This window comes from Moritella yayanosii, assembly GCF_900465055.1.
Taxonomy (GTDB): domain Bacteria; phylum Pseudomonadota; class Gammaproteobacteria; order Enterobacterales; family Moritellaceae; genus Moritella; species Moritella yayanosii.
Genome location: NZ_LS483250.1, coordinates 3,726,561 through 3,746,961, shown reverse-complemented (window position 1 = coordinate 3,746,961; position 20,401 = coordinate 3,726,561). Strand labels below are relative to the sequence as shown.

General features: G+C 42.5%; 13 protein-coding genes. 1 reads left to right on the top strand and 12 read right to left on the bottom strand.

Going from position 1 to position 20,401, the window contains the following annotated elements:
- Window positions 1-31: 31 nt before the first annotated feature.
- The 9 genes from MORIYA_RS17380 to MORIYA_RS17340 form a co-directional block, all read right to left on the bottom strand.
- Window positions 32-1,663 (bottom strand): GGDEF domain-containing protein, encoded by a 1,632-nt coding sequence (locus MORIYA_RS17380; protein ID WP_112718659.1) that lies wholly within the window; start codon window positions 1,661-1,663, stop codon window positions 32-34.
- 337 nt (window positions 1,664-2,000) lie between these two features.
- On the bottom strand, window positions 2,001-3,668 hold the full coding sequence (ettA, locus tag MORIYA_RS17375; protein ID WP_112717197.1) for an energy-dependent translational throttle protein EttA: 1,668 nt from the start codon (window positions 3,666-3,668) through the stop codon (window positions 2,001-2,003).
- Between the two features lie 193 nt (window positions 3,669-3,861).
- A complete protein-coding gene (deoD, locus tag MORIYA_RS17370) occupies window positions 3,862-4,575 on the bottom strand; it encodes a purine-nucleoside phosphorylase (protein ID WP_112717195.1) in 714 nt (237 codons plus the stop codon).
- Window positions 4,576-4,701: 126 nt separating this feature from the next.
- Window positions 4,702-5,916 (bottom strand): phosphopentomutase, encoded by a 1,215-nt coding sequence (locus MORIYA_RS17365; RefSeq protein ID WP_112717193.1) that lies wholly within the window; start codon window positions 5,914-5,916, stop codon window positions 4,702-4,704.
- Between the two features lie 95 nt (window positions 5,917-6,011).
- Window positions 6,012-7,343, bottom strand: a complete 1,332-nt coding sequence (deoA, locus tag MORIYA_RS17360; RefSeq protein ID WP_162629287.1) for a thymidine phosphorylase — start codon at window positions 7,341-7,343, stop codon at window positions 6,012-6,014.
- Window positions 7,344-7,538: 195 nt separating this feature from the next.
- Entirely contained in the window at window positions 7,539-8,312 is a 774-nt protein-coding gene (gene deoC, locus MORIYA_RS17355; protein WP_112717189.1) for a deoxyribose-phosphate aldolase, read from the bottom strand.
- A gap of 621 nt (window positions 8,313-8,933) precedes the next feature.
- Window positions 8,934-10,157 (bottom strand): NupC/NupG family nucleoside CNT transporter, encoded by a 1,224-nt coding sequence (locus MORIYA_RS17350; RefSeq protein WP_112717187.1) that lies wholly within the window; start codon window positions 10,155-10,157, stop codon window positions 8,934-8,936.
- Window positions 10,158-10,866: 709 nt separating this feature from the next.
- Window positions 10,867-12,090 carry a NupC/NupG family nucleoside CNT transporter gene (locus MORIYA_RS17345; protein ID WP_112717185.1) on the bottom strand — a complete coding sequence of 408 codons (1,224 nt, stop codon included), beginning with the start codon at window positions 12,088-12,090 and terminating at the stop codon, window positions 10,867-10,869.
- A 218-nt stretch (window positions 12,091-12,308) separates the two neighbouring features.
- Window positions 12,309-13,076 (bottom strand): TatD family hydrolase, encoded by a 768-nt coding sequence (locus tag MORIYA_RS17340; protein WP_112717183.1) that lies wholly within the window; start codon window positions 13,074-13,076, stop codon window positions 12,309-12,311.
- A 125-nt stretch (window positions 13,077-13,201) separates the two neighbouring features.
- Between MORIYA_RS17340 and MORIYA_RS17335 the strand changes: the two genes are divergently transcribed.
- Window positions 13,202-14,233 (top strand): GGDEF domain-containing protein, encoded by a 1,032-nt coding sequence (locus tag MORIYA_RS17335; protein WP_112717181.1) that lies wholly within the window; start codon window positions 13,202-13,204, stop codon window positions 14,231-14,233.
- 125 nt (window positions 14,234-14,358) lie between these two features.
- On the opposite strand, the gene MORIYA_RS17330 is transcribed toward MORIYA_RS17335, so the two are convergent.
- The 3 genes from MORIYA_RS17330 to prfC form a co-directional block, all read right to left on the bottom strand.
- Complete coding sequence (locus MORIYA_RS17330) at window positions 14,359-16,419, bottom strand: S9 family peptidase (protein WP_112717179.1); 2,061 nt, start codon at window positions 16,417-16,419, stop codon at window positions 14,359-14,361.
- A 150-nt stretch (window positions 16,420-16,569) separates the two neighbouring features.
- The gene (locus MORIYA_RS17325; protein ID WP_112717177.1) at window positions 16,570-18,411 is read right to left on the bottom strand and encodes a DEAD/DEAH box helicase; all 1,842 of its coding nucleotides are present in this window, start codon (window positions 18,409-18,411) and stop codon (window positions 16,570-16,572) included.
- A 347-nt stretch (window positions 18,412-18,758) separates the two neighbouring features.
- Window positions 18,759-20,345 carry a peptide chain release factor 3 gene (gene prfC / locus MORIYA_RS17320; protein ID WP_112717175.1) on the bottom strand — a complete coding sequence of 529 codons (1,587 nt, stop codon included), beginning with the start codon at window positions 20,343-20,345 and terminating at the stop codon, window positions 18,759-18,761.
- Window positions 20,346-20,401: the final 56 nt, after the last annotated feature.

Genomic DNA, 20,401 nt, shown 5'->3' with positions numbered 1-20,401 from the left:
AATAACGTTTACCAAGCAAAATAAGTGCCATTTAACAGACTATTTTCTTTCTTTTTTGATGATGTTCACTTTTTATCGCGTACATTTTATTATCGGCCCCCGTCAATAGCTCATCAGCACTCATATTTGAGTGATAAATACTATAACCAATGCTAATACCGATAGATACATTACACACGGATAAGGCAAATGATTGCAATAAGGTGCGTTCAATTTTGTCACTTAGCTGGGCTGCATACTGCAGATCCGCATTCGGCAGTAAGATCACAAATTCATCTCCGCCTAATCGCGTTAATAGCTCACCAGGCGCGCCGAGTAAACGAGAAATACGTAGCGCAACGGCAATTAACAGTTCATCCCCTGCCGCATGACCATAGCGGTCGTTGACCTGCTTAAAGCGATCCAGATCCATAAACAATAATACCGGACTAATCTTACCGTTTTGAGCCAGAGGCAAAATATGCTCTAGGGTATCCATAAGTAGCGCCCGGTTCGCTAACCCCGTTAAATTATCATGCATTGCCGCATACCGCACATGTTGCTCCGCGCGTTTTCGTTCCCGTACCTCGCGTTTTAAGCGTTGATTAATCATCAACAAATAACATAACCATACGCCATTAAATAACAACGTCGCGACGATCACTTTTGCCCAGACACCCCACACCTGCCAGTCTATTTTCGCCCGTGGTGGTATATAAATAAACTGACTGAAATCACTGCCTTGGGCAATTAAATCGAACTCAATCAACTGCTGTTGCATATCCAGCAAATGCTGCTGATTGATGTAACCGAGCGGCACAAAATCGGGCAGGATAAAATCTCGCATGGTAATTAACTGGTATTTCATTTTATTTCGCGCATCATCAAGTGATGACGAGGACGGTAACTGACTTAGCCCAAGCAGCACATCGAGCGTCTCTTCAGTATGGGTTAAGGCATATCCCCAGCCTTGTAATACCGCCGTTCGCACCGCAGCAACACGCTCTGGGTGGGTGTTGGCTTCTTGCTCGTTAGTAAATAAGATGCCACTATAAAAATCGATGCCATACTCTTTAGGCAGAAAAATAATCGGTTCAACGCCCTGACGCACTGCATTATACGGACCACGAGTTAAATTAATGCTTAAGGCGTCAAATTGATTATTCACCAAAATGGTCATCCCCCGCGTCACCGAAGGCGATGAGATATTAATGGATTGGATATGGTATTTACGTAATAAACTGATCACTTCAATATCTTGAAATTCGGGTAGTAACAATACTCGTTTATCATTTAAGTCCGCTAACTTATTCATACCCTTGTTTTTTAGTACCAATAGCGCCGCCGGAGAATGCTGAAATAACACCGCAACAGCAACCAATGCTCGACCTTTGGCTTTTGCAATCAAGACCTCGGCATTGCTGACACCGTATTCAGCGTCACCGTCATCTACTGCTTGGGTGATGGATTGGCGAGAGCGCGAAGAACGTAAATCGATGTCGAGTCCTTGCTGCTTAAAAAAACCTTTATGCTGCGCCATATAATAACCAGCCGATTGCACCATAGTGGTCGGCGGCAACAAAATACCAACACGCTCAACGTGTTGCTCGGCGCGCACTGCAAAAGAGATGATCCCGACATACAGCGGTAGGAGGATAAAAATAGCGTATTTAATTAAAGTCACTGGGAATAAAACAATCCATTGTTTATAGTGTGCCGCCATCTTGCCAATTTGTTAAATAGAAAGCAAAATTTCATGGTCAACAATGATCTAGCAACAACCCATTCACCACATCCAATCCGAGTAATGATGATGTTTTGTCATAATTTAAAGACAAAACCAGTATCGGTACGAATCAAACAAGCAAAAAAAAGCCTGTAACATCATAATTACAGGCTTTTAAGCTTAATTGGTCTAGTCTGGAATGTGTCTCCCATTTATACCCAAGTTACTTCAAGATGCTATATCAGAGACGAGCTTGGGTATAGAACAATATTATGTCATCAAGGATGACACCCTGTTAGCTAATGCGTTTGTACTTGATACGGTGTGGTTGCATCGCCTCTGGCCCGAGAGTTTTCTTCAACCATGCTTCGTAATCTGTGTAGTTACCTTCGTAGAAGTTCACTTGACCTTCATCACGGTAATCTAAAATATGGGTAGCGATACGATCGAGGAACCAACGGTCATGGGAAATAACCATGGCACAACCTGGGAACTCGAGAATGGCTTCTTCAAGTGCTCGTAATGTCTCGATATCCAAGTCATTAGTTGGCTCATCCAGCAGTAATACGTTACCACCAACCTGTAGCAATTTAGCTAAATGTAAACGACCACGCTCACCGCCCGAAAGCTGACCGACACGTTTTTGCTGATCGGTGCCTTTGAAGTTAAAACGGCTGCAATAAGCGCGTGATGACATTTCAAAGTTACCGATCTTGATCGTATCCAGACCGCCGGATAATTCTTGCCAAACCGTGTTATCGCCATTCATGTGATCGCGGAACTGATCAACACTGGCCAGTTTCACGCTTTCACCCAGAGAGATCGACCCTGAGTCTGGTGATTCGCTGCCATCTAGCATTTTGAATAAGGTTGATTTACCGGCACCATTGGGACCGATAATCCCGACGATCGCGCCTTTTGGCATCGAGAATGATAAGTCATCGATTAATACCCGGCCATCATAGGCTTTACATAAGTTTTTAACTTCAATGACTTTGTCGCCTAAACGCTCGCCCGGTGGGATGTACAGTTCGTTGGTTTCGTTACGACGTTGATAATCTGGTTGGTTCAGTTCTTCAAAACGGGCCATACGGGCTTTACTTTTCGCCTGACGGCCTTTTGGATTTGAACGTACCCATTCCAATTCTTTCTCAATCGATTTTTTACGGGCACTTTCTTTTGATGATTCTTGCGCTAGGCGGGCATTTTTTTGCTCTAACCATGAGGAATAGTTACCTTCCCATGGAATGCCTTCACCACGATCAAGCTCTAAGATCCAACCGGCGACGTTATCCAGGAAATATCTATCATGGGTAATCGCCACAACAGTGCCTTCATAATCATGGAGGAAGCGTTCTAACCAAGCCACAGATTCTGCATCCAAATGGTTGGTGGGTTCATCAAGTAGTAGCATGTCTGGTTTTTCAAGTAACAAACGACAGATTGCCACACGACGACGTTCACCACCCGATAGCAGTTTAATTTTTTTATCCCAGTCTGGTAAGCGTAGTGCGTCGGCAGCGCGTTCCAGTTGGTTTTCGATGTTGTGACCATCTTGTGCTTGAATGATCGCTTCGAATTGTTCTTGTTTCTTGGCTAGCTTATCAAAATCTGCATCCGGTTCGGCGTAATCGGCATAAACCTGGTCAAGACCAGCCATTGCCTCTTTTAGCTCTGAAATCGCTTCTTCAACGACTTCACGCACTGTCTTTTCTAGATCCAGTACTGGTTCTTGCGGCAAGTAACCGATTTTAGTACCGGCGAGAGGACGCGCTTCACCTTCAAAATCTTGATCTACGCCAGCCATAATACGTAACAGGCTTGATTTACCTGAGCCGTTTAGACCCAACACGCCGATCTTAGCGCCAGGATAAAAACTAAGCGAGATGTCTTTAAGAATGTGACGCTTCGGTGGCACAATTTTGCCAACACGATGCATCGAATAGATGAACTGAGGAGCCATATTTTTCACTTTTAATAAGGAATAAGGAATGTGGGATTAGTGTAAACCTTGCGTGCGGTTGATACAAGTATTCATCAGCACCACACAGGAGAGCAGTGATATTCAGCACTCTATTTTTGAAATTAAGAATGTAAAAATAATAAAAAATGCCCACCAATTTGCATTAGCAGGCATTATTCACAATAAGTTTGTATTAGTCTTCGATTAACACAGACTCTAATGCCATGATGATCATGTCATTGAAGGTTAATTGACGTTCTTCAGCAGTCGTTACTTCACCTGTACGGATATGATCAGATACAGTACAGATACAGATAGCATTTGCGCCGAATTCAGCCGCCACGCCGTACAGGCCAGCCGCTTCCATTTCTACACCAAGTATGCCTAATTTTTCCATCGTATCAAATAATTCTGGTTTTGGTGTATAGAATAAATCAGCAGAGAAGATGTTACCTACTTTCACCTCGATGTTACAGGCTTTAGCCGCACGGGTTACTTTGCTTAGCAGTTCCCATGATGCGATAGCGGCGAAATCATATCCGTCAAAACGTGCACGGTTAACCGCAGAATCGGTACATGCACCCATGCCGATCACCACGTCACGTACTTTCACGTCGGTGCTGATCGCGCCACAGCTACCAATACGGATCAGGTTTTTAACCCCGTATTCAGTGATCAATTCTTTGGCATAAATAGAGCAAGATGGGATCCCCATTCCTGACCCCATCACCGAGATACGTGTACCTTTGTAAGTACCAGTGAAACCTAACATGTTACGCACGTCATTGACTTGTTTCACGTCTTCTAGAAATGTTTCTGCGATGTATTTAGCGCGGAGTGGATCACCTGGGAATAGTACCGTTTCAGCGAAATCACCTTGTTCTGCATTAATATGTGGAGTTGCCATTGTTGTTACCTTCTTATTTTGTTTTAATACCCAACATTCTGTCGTTGAGCAGCGTTATTTATAGTCATTGTCGAGCGTCAAAATACCCGCTCGATATATAAATTTGTGGTTTTATAACATCAGTGTTTATAAAAAGCTGGTACCGTAATCAAGTTTTGGTAAGCCGTGATAAGCTGCGATTGACTGACCAATATCGGCAAATGTGTCACGTAAACCCAGTGGACCTTTTGGTACATTGTGACCATAAAAGATCACGGGGATATGTTCACGGGTATGATCCGTGCCCGGTGCAGTAGGATCACAACCATGATCGGCGGTTAATACCAGCACATCACCTTCCTCTAGAATGGCTAATAACTCAGGTAAACGCGTATCAAAATACTCTAGCCCTTTTGCGTAACCAGCGACGTCGCGACGGTGTCCCCAAGAGGAGTCAAAATCAACAAAGTTAGTGAATACGATGGTTTGATCGCCGGCTTGCTTAACCTGCTCTAACGTCAGATCAAACAGCGCTTCTAGGCCGGTTGCTTTGACTTTTTTAGTAATTCCTTGGTGCGCATAAATGTCGGCAATTTTACCCACACTCACCACTTCACCACCCGATTCGACCATACGATCAAGTAAGGTTGGCGCTGGCGGTAATACCGAATAATCACGACGATTACCAGTACGAGCGAAATTGCTCTTATCACTGCCGATAAATGGACGGGCGATGACACGGCCAATGTTGTACGGTTCTAATAATTCACGGGCTAATTCGCATAACTTAAGCAGACGCTCAAGACCAAAGCTCTCTTCGTGACAAGCAATTTGGAATACGCTGTCTGCCGAGGTATAGAAAATTGGTTTGCCAGACGCCATGTGCTCTGCACCCAACTGTTCTAAGATCTCAGTACCTGAAGAATGACAGTTACCTAAATAACCCGGTAAATCTGCTTGTTCAACTAACTGATCCAGCAATTCTTGTGGGAAGCTGTTTTCAGTATCCGTAAAATAACCCCAATCAAACAATACCGGTACGCCGGCTATTTCCCAGTGGCCACTGGGCGTGTCTTTACCTGTTGATAGCTCTTGTGCGTAACCGTATGCACCAATCACCTCGACACTTTCATCTAAACCAGCAGGGAATGTACCCACACTATCGGCACATGCATGCGCAAGCCCAAGTTTAGTTAAGTTAGGAATATGCAGCGGGCCTTCACGACCGTCATTGGCTTTACCCTCTGCACACCACTGGGCGATGTGACCAAAGGTATTGCTGCCTACATCACCAAATTTATCCGCATCGGCCGAAGCACCAATGCCCAATGAATCCAACATTAATATAATTGTACGTTTCATCATTTCAACCTATTTCCATTAACTATTCGTTATAAACAGTACTGTTCGTTATCGACTTGTCTGTTTATTATTAATCAGCAAATATTCACTAAACGTTAGACATCAGAAAGTCGAATTTGTTGATAAACATCTACGCTTACTGCAGGTCGCGTGTCACCGATATGAATCGATTGCAAGATCTCTGCTTGGGCAGCATCAAACTGTGCTTCACTGCGAGCATGTACCATAGCAACGGGGGTGTGTGCATCTAACTGCTGGCCCAGTGCGGCAATATCAGATAAACCAACCGCATAATCAATTTGATCTGTCGCCACCCGACGACCACCACCCATAGCAACAACGGCCATACCGAAACCACGGGTATCCATTTTGGTTAGATAACCACTTTGCGTTGCAAATACGGGGCGAATAATGTCTGTTTTTGGTAAGTGTAGATCATAGTTGTCAACAAAATCTGCTGGTCCGCCTAACCCGGTAACCATAGAACCAAATAATTCCGCTGCTTTACCGTTATCTAATACGGCTTGTAATTTATGCTGGGCATCATCCGCATTTGTCGCCAGATTTGCTGACACCAACATTTCCACACACAGTGCCATAGTAACAGCAAGCAAACGAGGATTGCGGTATTCACCCGTTAGGAACCGCACCGCTTCACGCACTTCAATCGCATTACCGGCACTGCTTGCCAATACTTGGTTCATGTCAGTAATTAATGCCGATGTTTTACACCCGGCGCCATTAGCAACAGAAACAATACTTTTAGCAAGTTCAACAGATTGCTCGTGAGTAGGCATGAATGCACCACTGCCCGATTTAACATCCATCACTAGCGCATCCAGACCAGCCGCGAGTTTCTTCGATAAAATTGACGCGGTGATCAACGAGATAGACTCTACTGTCGCGGTAATATCGCGAATACCGTAGAAGCGTTTATCTGCCGGGGCTAAGTTTGCCGATTGACCGACTATCGCCACCCCACTGGCTTTTACTACTTGACGGAATTGCGCATTATCCACGGTGGTTTGATAACCTGGGATCGCATCCAGTTTATCTAATGTACCACCGGTATGACCTAGGCCACGGCCTGAGATCATCGGTACAAAACCACCACACGCCGCCACCATAGGACCAAGCATCAGTGAAATAACATCACCAACGCCACCCGTTGAATGTTTATCCACGATAGGACCATTAAGTTGCATCGCATCCCAATTTAATACTTCACCCGAATCACGCATCGCCGTGGTAATGGCAATACGCTCATCCATGGTCATATCATTAAAATACGTGGCCATCGCAAAGGCGGCAATTTGTCCTTCCGAGATACTGTTATCAGCAATACCATTAACAAAATATTCAATTTCAGCACGCGTTAATTCGTCACCATTACGTTTACGGCGAATAATTTCTTGCGGTATAAACATAATTATCTAATCCTTTAATTGGAAAAAGCTACTCCTTGAATAGGAAAAAGCTTAACGTTAAATACAGAAAGTTAGGATCGAATAGGCACATGTTGTATTGATTAAGCCATGTCAGTAATTACTCACATTTGGTCTTAACCAATAGCAAACACTGGGTTTGTGGATATTGCTATGTCGAGCCTAAAAACTAGATAATTAGTAACCGCTGTTGTCAGCTGCTTTCTCAGCTAATTCAAGCTCAGCTAATAAGTTAGCAAGTAAACTTGAAGCACCGAAACGGAATTTTGCTGGAGAAACCCAGTCTTGACCTAGAATTGATTCTGCGAGTGCCAGGTATTCACCTGCTTGTTCAGCATTTTTAACACCGCCAGCGGGTTTGAAACCAACATCGGTGTTTTTCTCGCTGATCACAGTAAGCATAATCTTAGCAAATTCGAGTGTGGCATTTACAGGCACTTTACCTGTTGATGTTTTAATGAAGTCTGCACCGGCATCAATTGCGATTTCGCTCGCTTGACGGATGAGTGCTTCGGTCTTAAGTTCGCCAGTTTCAACGATAACTTTAAGCTGTACGTTTGCAGGACAGGCGGCTTTACAGGCTTTAACAAGTTCAAAACCAACTTCGGCATTACCCGCCATTAGGGCGCGGTAGGGGAATACTACGTCAACTTCATCAGCGCCGTAGGCAACAGCGGCTTTGGTTTCTGCCACGGCGATAGCAACATCATCGTTACCGTGGGGGAAATTTGTTACTGTGGCAATCTTTACGGTTTCAGCACCAATTGCATTCAGTGTTTTACGGGCGATAGGGACAAAACGAGGATAGATACAAACAGCGGCAGTATTACCCGCGGCGCTTTTTGCTTTATAACACAGTTCGATGACTTTTGCATCGGTATCATCATCATTCAGCGTGGTTAGATCCATCATGCTTAATGCACGTTGTGCTGCTACTTTAAAGTTACTCATATTAAGTCTCCGAACTTATAATTTTTTACAAGCCAATGTTTTATAAATCAATTTTTATAAAACAATAGAAAATCATAGCAATGAATGTTATTGCTAGCGGTAGCTATTCTGGCATTATTCTAATAAAGACGTGGTTAACCTAAGGTAACGACCTAAGCTCAATGAATGACGTATTAATGACTAATATTTAGATTAAAATAAACATTAGTCTAACTATCAACATAACTATCTTTATGACAAATATCCATGAAGAATAACTATGCGGACTTGGTTCCGTGAAGACTTGATATGACTATCAATTAACATCCTTGTAACCGCGCTAATACGACTGACCTCGGCTTATCTTAAGCTTAAAAAGGTAAGGCGTATCGAACGAAAAACACCAACAGTACTTCATGTACGATTAGTTTAAACTACATAACCAAAGTTACGCTAAGTGACAAATAAATCAAGCAATAAATGTCCTCGGGACCTACCTACATCTCACTCCGAGCAAATAAACAACAAAAAAATACCTCGAGACTGTCCATTAAACAACGTCGAGGCATTTACTATGTTATCACCGTCATAACACGGTTATAAATTATCGTACTGTTAGCTAAGACGACTAAGCTAACAGTATTAAGCTAAGAATAAACCCGCGAGTGCAGCACTCATTAAGTTAGCGAGCGAAGCAGCAAGTACCGCTTTGATCCCCATGCTGGCAATGTCTGAACGACGTGACGGTGCTAAGCTACCTAAACCACCCAGTAAAATGGCAATCGATGAGAAGTTAGCAAAACCACACAGTGCAAATGAGATGATGATTTGAGTATGCTCAGATAGTTCGTTGTTTTTAATGTAGCTAACGAAATCTAGGAACGCCACAAACTCATTCACTACCAGTTTTTGACCGATGAAGCTACCCGCTGCGACCGCTTCATGCCATGGCACGCCGATGACGAATGCCAGTGGTGAGAATACCCAACCTAAGATCATTTGAATCGTTAATTCTGGCATATCGAACCAAGCACCGATACCCCCGGTAATACCATTTGCTAATGCAATCAAACCAACGAATGCAATTAACATGGCACCCACATTAAGCGCCAACATCATTCCTGAAGAAGCACCCGCAGCGGCCGCGTCGAGTACGTTTGCTGGTTTGTCTTCATCACTATCATCAAGATCATCAAGCGTTTCTTTTGGTGTTTCCGTTTCGGGTTTAATGATTTTAGCCATTAATAGACCACCCGGTGCAGCCATGAATGACGCTGCGACCAAGTACTCAATTTTAATACCCAAACCAGCATAACCCGCTAATACTGAACCAGCAATAGATGCCAGACCACCCACCATCACCGCAAATAGTTCTGATTTAGTCATTGATTTAATGAACGGACGCACAACCAGTGGCGCTTCAGTTTGACCAACAAAGATATTTGCCGTTGCAGACAGTGATTCTGAACGACTTGTACCTAATAGTTTTTGTAAGCCGCCACCAACAAAGTTGATCACTATGCTCATCACACCGATATAATATAATACTGCGATCAATGAAGAGAAGAACACGATAACGGGCAATACGTTAATCGCAAAGATGAAACCAAGTTTGAATCTGGCTAAGTCACCAAATAAGAACTGAATACCTTCATTACCATAGGCAATGACGTTGGCGACACCCGTTGATAGACCCTGCAGTAACTCTTTACCGAAAGGAACGTACAAAATAAAGGCACCAATAGCAACCTGGATAGCAAATGCGCCACCCACGGTGCGAAGGTTAATTGCTTTTCTGTTATCTGATAACAGAACCGCCAACCCGAGTAGGACAAATATGCCTACAATACCCATAATAAAATTCATTAGGAACAATCTCCAATTTTCGCTGTTAAGCGTTCTTCAATAGTGAAATCATAGCAATTAATGTTAATTGCTAGCGGTAGCTATTCTGGCATTATTCTAATAAATAGAAGTGTGTAATTGCAGCTAAATTGGTGATTAATCTAATGATTAATCCAACAATTAATCTAACTATCAACATAACTATTTTTAAGGTAATATCCATTAAGAATAACTATGCGGACTTGGTTCCGTGAAGACTTGATATATACCCAAATTACTTCAAAATGCAATATCAGAAGAAGCTTGGGTATAACTATCAATTAACATCCTTATAACCGCGCTAATATCACTTATCTGTCACCTATCTTAGGTCAAAGAGTCCGTGGTATTGAACGAAAAACACCAAAAGTACGTCGTGTACAATTGGTCTAAATACTCAATTAAGGTTACGCCCAACGACAAGAAAATCAAGCAATACCCCCCCTGCAGAACCGACCTACCTCTCACAACGAGAATATATATATAACAACAAAGCAACTTATTAAATATAGGGTTGTCGAAGCAGCCTATTTATGGCGCTCTCGATAATAAATCGGATGATAAAAAATAACGATGTATGCTGCTCAAAAAAATGCCCCCAAACTGTCGATTGAACAATTTGGAGGCATTCATTATTTTATAACCGTCATGACAACGGTGTATAAATTATCATTATTTTAACCTAAACGCATTAAGCTAAGAATAGACCCGCTAATGCAGCACTCATTAAGTTAGCGAGCGAAGCAGCAAGTACTGCTTTTATACCCATACTGGCAATGTCTGAACGGCGTGTAGGCGCTAAGCTACCTAAACCACCGAGTAAGATTGCGATAGATGAGAAGTTAGCAAAACCACACAGTGCAAATGAGATGATGATTTGAGTATGCTCAGATAGTTCGTTGTTTTTAATGTAGCTAACGAAATCTAGGAACGCCACAAACTCATTCACTACCAGTTTTTGACCGATGAAGCTACCCGCTGCGACCGCTTCATGCCATGGCACGCCGATGACGAATGCCAGTGGTGAGAATACCCAACCTAAGATCATTTGAATCGTTAATTCTGGCATATCGAACCAAGCACCGATACCCCCGGTAATACCATTTGCTAATGCAATCAAACCAACGAATGCAATTAACATGGCACCCACATTAAGCGCCAACATCATTCCTGAAGAAGCACCCGCAGCGGCCGCGTCGAGTACGTTTGCTGGTTTGTCTTCATCACTATCATCAAGATCATCAAGCGTTTCTTTTGGTGTTTCCGTTTCGGGTTTAATGATTTTAGCCATTAATAGACCACCCGGTGCAGCCATGAATGACGCCGCGACCAAGTACTCAATTTTAATACCTAAACCAGCGTAACCTGCTAATACTGAACCAGCAATAGATGCCAGACCACCCACCATCACTGCGAATAGTTCTGATTTAGTCATTGATTTAATAAACGGACGCACTACCAATGGCGCTTCCGTTTGGCCAACAAAGATATTTGCTGTTGCAGACAGTGATTCTGAGCGGCTCGTACCGAGAAATTTTTGTAGACCGCCACCAACGAAGTTGATCACTATGCTCATCACACCAATATAATATAATACCGCGATCAATGAAGAGAAGAACACGATAACGGGCAATACATTAATCGCAAAGATAAAACCAAGTTTGAATCTGGCTAAGTCACCAAATAAGAACTGAATACCTTCATTACCATAGGCAATGACGTTGGCAACACCCGTTGATAGACCCTGCAGTAACTCTTTACCGAAAGGAACGTACAAAATAAAGGCACCAATAGCAACCTGGATAGCAAATGCGCCACCCACAGTGCGAAGGTTAATTGCTTTTCTGTTATCAGATAACAGTACAGCTAAGCCGAGTAGAACGAAAACGCCTACAATACCCATTACAAAATTCATCAGGAATAATCTCCAAGTTTCGCTTCAGAAGTGTTTCTGTTTGTGTTGTCATAATCAAAATAGTAGATAGAATTGTAATGAATAGTAAATTTACGATCTTATCATTGATTATAATAATTAACGCGATTATAACTGTTATTAGCCACTTGTTAAATGCTTGAGATCAGACCTCCATAAAAAGTTTCATAAAAGTGCATTTATTTACAGTTTGAATCAATTTACGACAAAAATAGCTCGGTAAACGTACGCAAATTGGTTTTTACAATTAATTCTGCAGGCTCTTGGCGTAATTCAACCAGAGAATGTAACACTTTTGTAATATTGGCTGGTTCATTACGACTTCCTTGATAGCCCAATATAGGCATATCTGGCGAGTCTGTTTCCAACAATAGTGACGATAACGGTAATTCACTGACCGCTTGCCGCGTTTTTGCCGCTCTTGGATAGGTGATCACCCCACCGATCCCCAACTTAAACCCGAGTTTAATATATTGCATACCCAGTTGGGTACTACCACTAAAGCCGTGGATAACCCCGCCACGGGGTAATTTCGCCTGTTGCAATAATTGAATCAGCTCGTTATGGGCTTTACGGCAATGTAAAATAACCGGTAAATCATATTGCTTAGCTAATACGAGTTGCTGCTTACAGATCTGCAGTTGTTGTGCGAACGGAAAGTCGACCGCTTTATCTAACCCAAATTCACCAACAGCAACAATATCTTGCTCTGTGGCTAAATATTCATCAAGTAATTGCAAATGATTGACGTCGAAGTCCGCCAGAAAATACGGATGGATACCTAATGCCGGATAAACGCCGTCATGCTGATGGGCCAACGCCAAGACCGCCTGCCAATTATGCGCGCCAATACCAGGTACCAAAAAGTACTGAACCCCCTTATCCCTCGCTCGGTTTAACACCGCGATTAGATCGCTATTAAAGTCGGCGAAATCTAAATGGCAGTGACTGTCGATTAGCTCTTTCACGGTATATTTAGCCCTTCTTTCATGGTGTATAGAAAATTTCGACAGAAAGAGATAGTGTAACTTGGTGCATAATTTGATTTAATAGCAGGGTTAATCATTCGTTAAGAACCTCTATGGAAAGCTGCATGTCGAAAAAACTCTTTGCCTTATCTGCTCAATACTTCAAAAAAGCTATGCCGCTGATGATCCAGTATCAAATTCCAACGACGCCAACCAACTACGCGCTGTGGTATCACTATGTTTCTGATAATAATAGTGCATTAAAAAAGCAGCTCGATGAGAAAATCGCCCTACACGGCACTTGCACACCAGCCGCGAGTGAAGAACTCTACCAACGCTTTATTGTTGATAAACGCGAACAAGAGCTGAGCCAATTACGCAGTGAACTCGATGCGATGACCAATGAATTGAGTAGCTCATTACACGATACCCTGAATGATACCAATGAATTTGATCGGATGTTGAATAAATGTTTGAACGAATTATCTGGTGTTGAAGAAGATGGGTTTTCGATCGAAAAAACATTATCGGCCGTCCGTGAGCTAGTAAAAGAGTCCCATGATGTACGCTCATCAACACGCCATTTCAAAAGCCAATTGCACGAAGCGCAAATCGAAATTGCACAATTACGTGAAACCTTATTAAAAACGCAACATGATGCCATGCACGATAGCCTAACAGGGCTGCTTAACCGCCGAGTATTTAGTAAAGAAATTGAAACCTTTTGCAGTAACCCAAGTTTAAACCGTAATTTTTCGATCTTAATGGTCGATATCGATAACTTTAAAGCCTTTAACGATGATTATGGCCACCAACTCGGAGACCAAGTATTAAAAGTCATTGCCAAACGCATCGCAGATAGCTGTCAGGAAGGTGAGCAAGTATTCCGCTATGGTGGCGAAGAGTTTGTACTTATTTTACCCAATAAAACCTTTACCATTGCCCGTCAGAATGCCGAATCTATTCGCCGTGCGATTGAACGTTTAAGTATTCGAGACAAAAGAACAGGTAAAGTTATTGATAATATTACTGTTTCTATCGGGGTGAGTGAGAATAAACCACGCGATACCAGTCATGAGATCCTAACGCGAGCCGATCAACAGCTATATGAAGCAAAGCGTCTTGGCCGGAATCGGGTCATGCCAATGCCACGTTAAATTCAGTTGCAAGTAATAATATACCCTTAGTTGTTAATCTAGAGCAAGTGATCTAAGCCACCAATAGCGGCTTAGATCACTTGCCCAATATGTATTTTACAACCTTGTACTCTTTACTAAATCAACTAAGTACACTTAGCAAGATCCAGCATGAAAGCATATTCTTTCGCGGTATCATGATAATGCTGGAAGCGACCTGATTTACCACCGTGACCAGTGTCCATATCGGTATGTAGCAGTAATACATTGGCATCGGTTTTTAATTCGCGCAGTTTCGCAACCCACTTGGCTGGCTCCCAATATTGCACTTGAGAATCATGTAAGCCCGTTGTCACCAGCAGGTGGGGATAAGCTTGTGCGATGACCTGATCATAAGGACTATATGACAACATATAATGGTAATACTCCGCGTCATTGGGGTTACCCCACTCGTCATATTCACCGGTAGTCAGTGGTATTGATTCATCGAGCATGGTGCTGACTACGTCAACAAATGGCACGGCAGCAATAACTCCATGATATAACTCAGGTGCTATGTTTATCACGGCCCCCATCAATAGACCGCCAGCCGACCCGCCCATCGCATAGACTCGCTTAGGATCAGCATAACCTTGGGCGATTAAACCTTTGGTTACCGCGATGAAATCCGTGAAGGTATTCATTTTCTTCAGTAATTTACCGTTTTCATACCAGTCACGACCTAACTCTTCACCACCACGAATATGGGCAATGGCATAAACAAAACCACGGTCGAGTAAACTCAGGAGCGAAGCGCTGAAGTACGGATCAATACTAGAACCATAAGAGCCATAAGCGTATTGCAGGATTGGATTGATGTTGGTCTTTGAAAAAAGTGCGGTTTTATATACTAACGATACCGGGATCTTAACACCATCGTCAGCCGTTATCCAAACGCGTTCACTCTGGTACGCTTGCGCACAAAAATCACCAACCACCGTTTGCTGTTTTAATACTTCGCGTTCATCACTATCGAGGTTTAATTGATAGGTTGTGGCGGGTGTGGTTAAGCTTGAATAACCATAACATAATTTATCGGTATCGGGATCCGGGTTTGTACCGAGCCAAGCGGTATAGGTTGGATCGTCAAACTTAATGATTTTCTCGGCATTGGTTTGCCAGTTAATTTGACGTAAAAACGTTAACCCTTGCTCACGCTCTTCAACAACTAGCCAGTCACGAAATAATTCATAACTTTCTAATAATGTTTCATCACGTGCCGGAATAATGGTTTGCCATTGCTGCGTATCCGCTATCGTCGCTAATGTTGCAGACATCAAGGCAAAGTTTTTACCGGTTTTATTACTGCGAATATAAAATTGCTGACGATAATGATCAACACTATATTCATGGCCGCGCTCACGACCACGTAATAACGAAAATGCCTCAGTGGGCTTATCTGCAGATAATACGTGCACCTCTGTCGTCATGGTGCTACTTAGCGATAACATGATGTAATCATCGGAGGTTGATTTATAGATATCGGTATAAAAGGTATCGTCAGACTCTTCGTATATCAATACATCCGTGCTGATATCGGTACCCAGTTGATGACGATATACCTGATAAGGTAATAAGGTTGTTGGGTGTTTTTTTACATAAAATAACGTTTTACTGTCATTCGCCCACACCACAGATTCAGTATCTTCAATTTCTTCTGGGTATGCTTTACCGCTATCAAGATTAAGGAAACGTAAACGATATTGGCGACGACTCACGGTATCTTCAGAAAAAGCCAAGACTTGATGGTTTGGGCTTATTGCTAATTCACCTAACTGATAGTAGTCATGGTCTTTAGCACGTTCATTGGCATCGAGTAATACCTGCCACTCGGCATCGCTATTATTCTTGCGCCAGCGATACACAGGATATTCCTTACCTTCCGAAAAGCGAGTTTGATACCAATAACCTTTCTTCAAATACGGCACTGACGCATCGTCTTGTTTTACCCGTGCCACCATTTCATCATAAAGTTCGGTTTGTAATGACGCTAACGGTGATAATACCGCTTGTGTATAATTATTTTCTTGCTCTAAATAGCTTAAAACTTGCTTGTTTTTACGTTCATCATCACGTAACCAAAAATAGTCATCTTGGCGTGTATGCTGATGAATAGTCATTGAATGCGCTTGCTTCATCGCAACGGGCGCAGTGGTAGAGAGATCCATTTTCACAACAAGAAATCCTATAAATTAACTGAAGAAGTGTTACGTATCTATCGATACCCAACCACTTATTATACCAAGTGTTAATATCCCAGATGCAAAAAAGGAGCGCAAGCGCTCCTTTTCATATATTTAACTATTCACTCGCTAAAATTAGTCACGATTGGGACGACGTGGACGACGTTCGCTGTTGTCACGACGTTCGCTAGAATCACGACGTTGACCACGATGACCATCACGTGCTGGACGATCGTTATCACGTGGTGGACGGCTACGTTCTTGACGACCTTCAGCTGCAACACCTTCAAGTTTGCTCATGCGTAATGCTTTGTTACAAACATAAACTTGTTGTAGTTGTTGTAACTGCTCGCTTGGCATACCTTTTGGTAATTCAATTGTTGAGTAGTCATCATGTAAACGGATACCGCCGATGTTACGGCTGTTGATATTCGCTTCATTAGCAATAGCGCCAACGATATTCTTAACTTGAACACCATCATTACGACCAACTTCAATACGGAAAACTTCCATTTCTGCAGCTGGACGACGTTCGCCACGTTCGCCACGTTCAGGACGGTCACCACGATCACGGCGTTCGCCACGGTCGTTACGGCCACGATCACCACGGTCATCATCACGGAAGCTACGTTCACGACGTGGCGCTTCTGGTGGTAATACTAATGGTTTTTCTTTCTGTGCTAGGAATAATAACGCAGATGCAAGATCTAATTCGCTTAGTTCTAACTCTTCAGAAAGTTGACCAACTAAGTTTCTGTAGAAATCTAAGTTTTCGTCACCAGTAGAAAGTGCCGCTAACTGATCACGGAATGATGAAATACGTTTTTTCGTTACATCATCACGTGAAGGTAGATCCATCATAATTAATGGCTGACGCGTTGCACGTTCAATCGCTTTTAATAAACGACGTTCGCGTGGTGCTGCAAATAAGATTGCAGTACCTTTACGTCCAGCACGGCCTGTACGACCAATACGGTGAACGTATGATTCTGTATCAGTTGGGATATCGTAGTTAATTACGAGGTCAATACGAGGAACGTCAAGACCACGTGCCGCAACGTCAGTTGCGATAAGAATATCTAACTGGCCACTTTTCAGACGACTTATAGTGCGCTCACGCATTGCTTGGTTTAAGTCACCGTTTAGTGCAGCAGCAGAATAACCGCGCGCTTCTAATTTCTCAGCAAGTTCAACAGTCATTGTTTTAGTACGAGCAAAGATGATCACGCCATCGTAATCTTCAGTTTCAAGAATACGTGTTAGACCGTCAAGTTTTGCTTGTAAACCACCAATGATTAAACATTTTTGTTCAATGTTTTCAACAGTTGATGTTTTAGTTGCAATTTGAACCGAAGTTGGGTTAGTCATAAAACGTTTGGTAATACGACGAATTTCTTCAGGCATAGTTGCAGAGAATAACGCCATTTGACGTTCTGCAGGTGTTTTAGACAGAATTGATTCTACATCATCAATAAAGCCCATGCGTAGCATTTCATCAGCTTCATCAAGTACTATCGCTTTAATACCAGAAAGATCAAGCGTACCACGGTTAATGTGATCAATCACACGGCCAGGCGTACCAACAATCACTTGTGGGTTGCGTTTAAGTGCTTTTAGCTGAATCGGGTAGCTTTGACCACCGTAGATAGGTAACACATGGAATCCACGCATATGACGTGAGTATGTTTGGAATGCTTCAGCAACTTGGATCGCTAACTCACGAGTTGGTGCTAGCACCAATATCTGTGGTTTAGTCAATGCAGTATCAATGTTACTCAATAATGGTAATGCAAACGCAGCAGTTTTGCCCGTACCAGTCTGTGCCATACCTAGCACATCACCACCGTTCTGTAGTAACGGAATACATTCAGCTTGAATTGGTGTAGGTGCTTCATAACCTAGATCATTCAACACTCGTAAAATTGGTTCAGGTAAATTTAAATCAGTAAATTGTACTATGGGTGATGTATCAGACATTCACGGGCCTCTGGTAGACGGGTCTTTGAATAAAGCTATATCAATTATAGCTCCACATATTGTATTTCGTGCGCAAAATTAGTGGTCTTTTGCTCAAACTCTTTTAAGAGCGAAGCCACATAAAAAGGCCGACGCAGTATACTACAGTTAAAAATTAAAATCAGGATTTATGCGATCTAAATCACATAAAAAACAAAAACTCTCTAATTGTTAAAAAAGAACAAATTAAAATCAACAACTTAAAACTTGATAATGAAAGCGAGTTAATATTATATAAATGTTACTCAAAAAAAAACCTCACCTCAAAAGAGGTAAGGTTCATGGCTGAACCCTGTCACATTTGTCGCTTAGTGCTCGCGAGTCTCACGGAAAATAATATCCGGATAACGCTCTTGTGCAAGACGTAAATTAACCATAGTCGGGGCGATATAGGTTAAGTTATTACCACCATCTAGGGCTATATTGTCCCAAGCTTTCTTTTTGAACTCTTCTAACTTACGCGGATCTTCACAATCAACCCAACGTGCTGTCGCCACGCTGATGTTTTCATAAATCGCATCCACTTTATATTCAGTGCGTAAGCGATGCACTACCACGTCAAACTGTAGCACACCAACTGCGCCTACGATCAAATCGTTAGAGCGTTGAGGACGGAACACCTGCACGGCACCTTCTTCAGACAACTGAATCAGACCTTTTTGCAATTGCTTTTGCTTTAATGGATCTTTCAAACGAATACGACGAAACATTTCGGGCGCAAAGTTAGGGATCCCGGTAAATTTCAATAACTCACCTTGGGTAAACGTATCACCAATTTGGATCGTACCATGGTTGTGTAGACCAATAATATCACCCGGATATGCTTCTTCAGTTTGAGTACGATCACCCGCCATAAAAGTGACCGCATCAGAAATACTGACATCTTTATTTAAACGTACATGCTTCATTTTCATGCCTTTGCTGTATTTGCCAGAGCAAACACGCATGAAAGCAATACGGTCACGATGTTTGGGATCCATATTCGCTTGGATCTTAAAGATGAAACCAGTGAAATTAGCTTCATTTGGCTTGACTGTACGTTGTTCTGTTATGCGTGATTGCGGCTTAGGTGCCCACTCGACTAAACCATCGAGTACATGATCAACACCAAAGTTACCGAGCGCGGTACCAAAGTATACCGGCGTTAATTCGCCCGCCATAAATAATTCATAATCAAATTTATTTGCCGCGCCCTGAACAAGCTCCATCTCTTCACGTAATTGTTCAGCGTAATCGCCAAGTGCTTCGTCAACTTCTGGGTTGTTAATGCCTTTAATCACACGACTGTCTTGGATCATATGACCCTGACCAGACTTATACAGGATCACTTCATCACGTAAAATATGGTAAACACCTTTTAGTTCTTTACCCATGCCGATCGGCCAAGTAATGGGTGCACATGCAATTTTTAATACTTCTTCAACTTCATCCATCAAATCAATTGGATCGCGAATATCACGGTCAATTTTATTCATGAAGGTAATAATTGGCGTATCACGCAAGCGGGTGACTTCCATCAATTTTACGGTACGTGTTTCTACGCCTTTGGCCGAGTCAATGATCATTAAGCATGAGTCTACAGCGGTTAGGGTACGGTAAGTATCTTCCGAGAAATCTTCATGCCCAGGCGTATCCAGTAAGTTAATTAACCTGCCACGATACGGAAACTGCATTACCGAGGTAGTTACCGAAATACCACGTTCTTTTTCCATTTCCATCCAGTCAGATTTAGCATGCTGACCCGATTTCTTACCTTTCACAGTACCGGCTTTTTGTAAGGCGTTGCCGAATAATAATACTTTTTCGGTAATCGTTGTTTTACCAGCATCGGGATGCGAGATAATCGCAAAAGTACGTCTTTTCGACACCTCTTGCTCAAGAATGCTATTTGACATGAATGAGTCTTCTCATTGGGTTAAATCTAATGGTCGCTATTTTCGCTGAAATCACG

Coding starts and splice junctions, on each gene's coding strand:
- ettA (WP_112717197.1), bottom strand. CDS start 3,668: ATGGCTCCTCAGTTCATCTATTCGATGCATCGTGTTGGCAAAATTGTG.
- deoD (WP_112717195.1), bottom strand. CDS start 4,575: ATGGCAACTCCACATATTAATGCAGAACAAGGTGATTTCGCTGAAACG.
- MORIYA_RS17365 (WP_112717193.1), bottom strand. CDS start 5,916: ATGAAACGTACAATTATATTAATGTTGGATTCATTGGGCATTGGTGCT.
- deoA (WP_162629287.1), bottom strand. CDS start 7,343: ATGTTTATACCGCAAGAAATTATTCGCCGTAAACGTAATGGTGACGAA.
- deoC (WP_112717189.1), bottom strand. CDS start 8,312: ATGAGTAACTTTAAAGTAGCAGCACAACGTGCATTAAGCATGATGGAT.
- MORIYA_RS17350 (WP_112717187.1), bottom strand. CDS start 10,157: ATGAATTTTATTATGGGTATTGTAGGCATATTTGTCCTACTCGGGTTG.
- MORIYA_RS17345 (WP_112717185.1), bottom strand. CDS start 12,090: ATGAATTTTGTAATGGGTATTGTAGGCGTTTTCGTTCTACTCGGCTTA.
- MORIYA_RS17335 (WP_112717181.1), top strand. CDS start 13,202: ATGTCGAAAAAACTCTTTGCCTTATCTGCTCAATACTTCAAAAAAGCT.
- MORIYA_RS17330 (WP_112717179.1), bottom strand. CDS start 16,419: ATGGATCTCTCTACCACTGCGCCCGTTGCGATGAAGCAAGCGCATTCA.
- MORIYA_RS17325 (WP_112717177.1), bottom strand. CDS start 18,411: ATGTCTGATACATCACCCATAGTACAATTTACTGATTTAAATTTACCT.
- prfC (WP_112717175.1), bottom strand. CDS start 20,345: ATGTCAAATAGCATTCTTGAGCAAGAGGTGTCGAAAAGACGTACTTTT.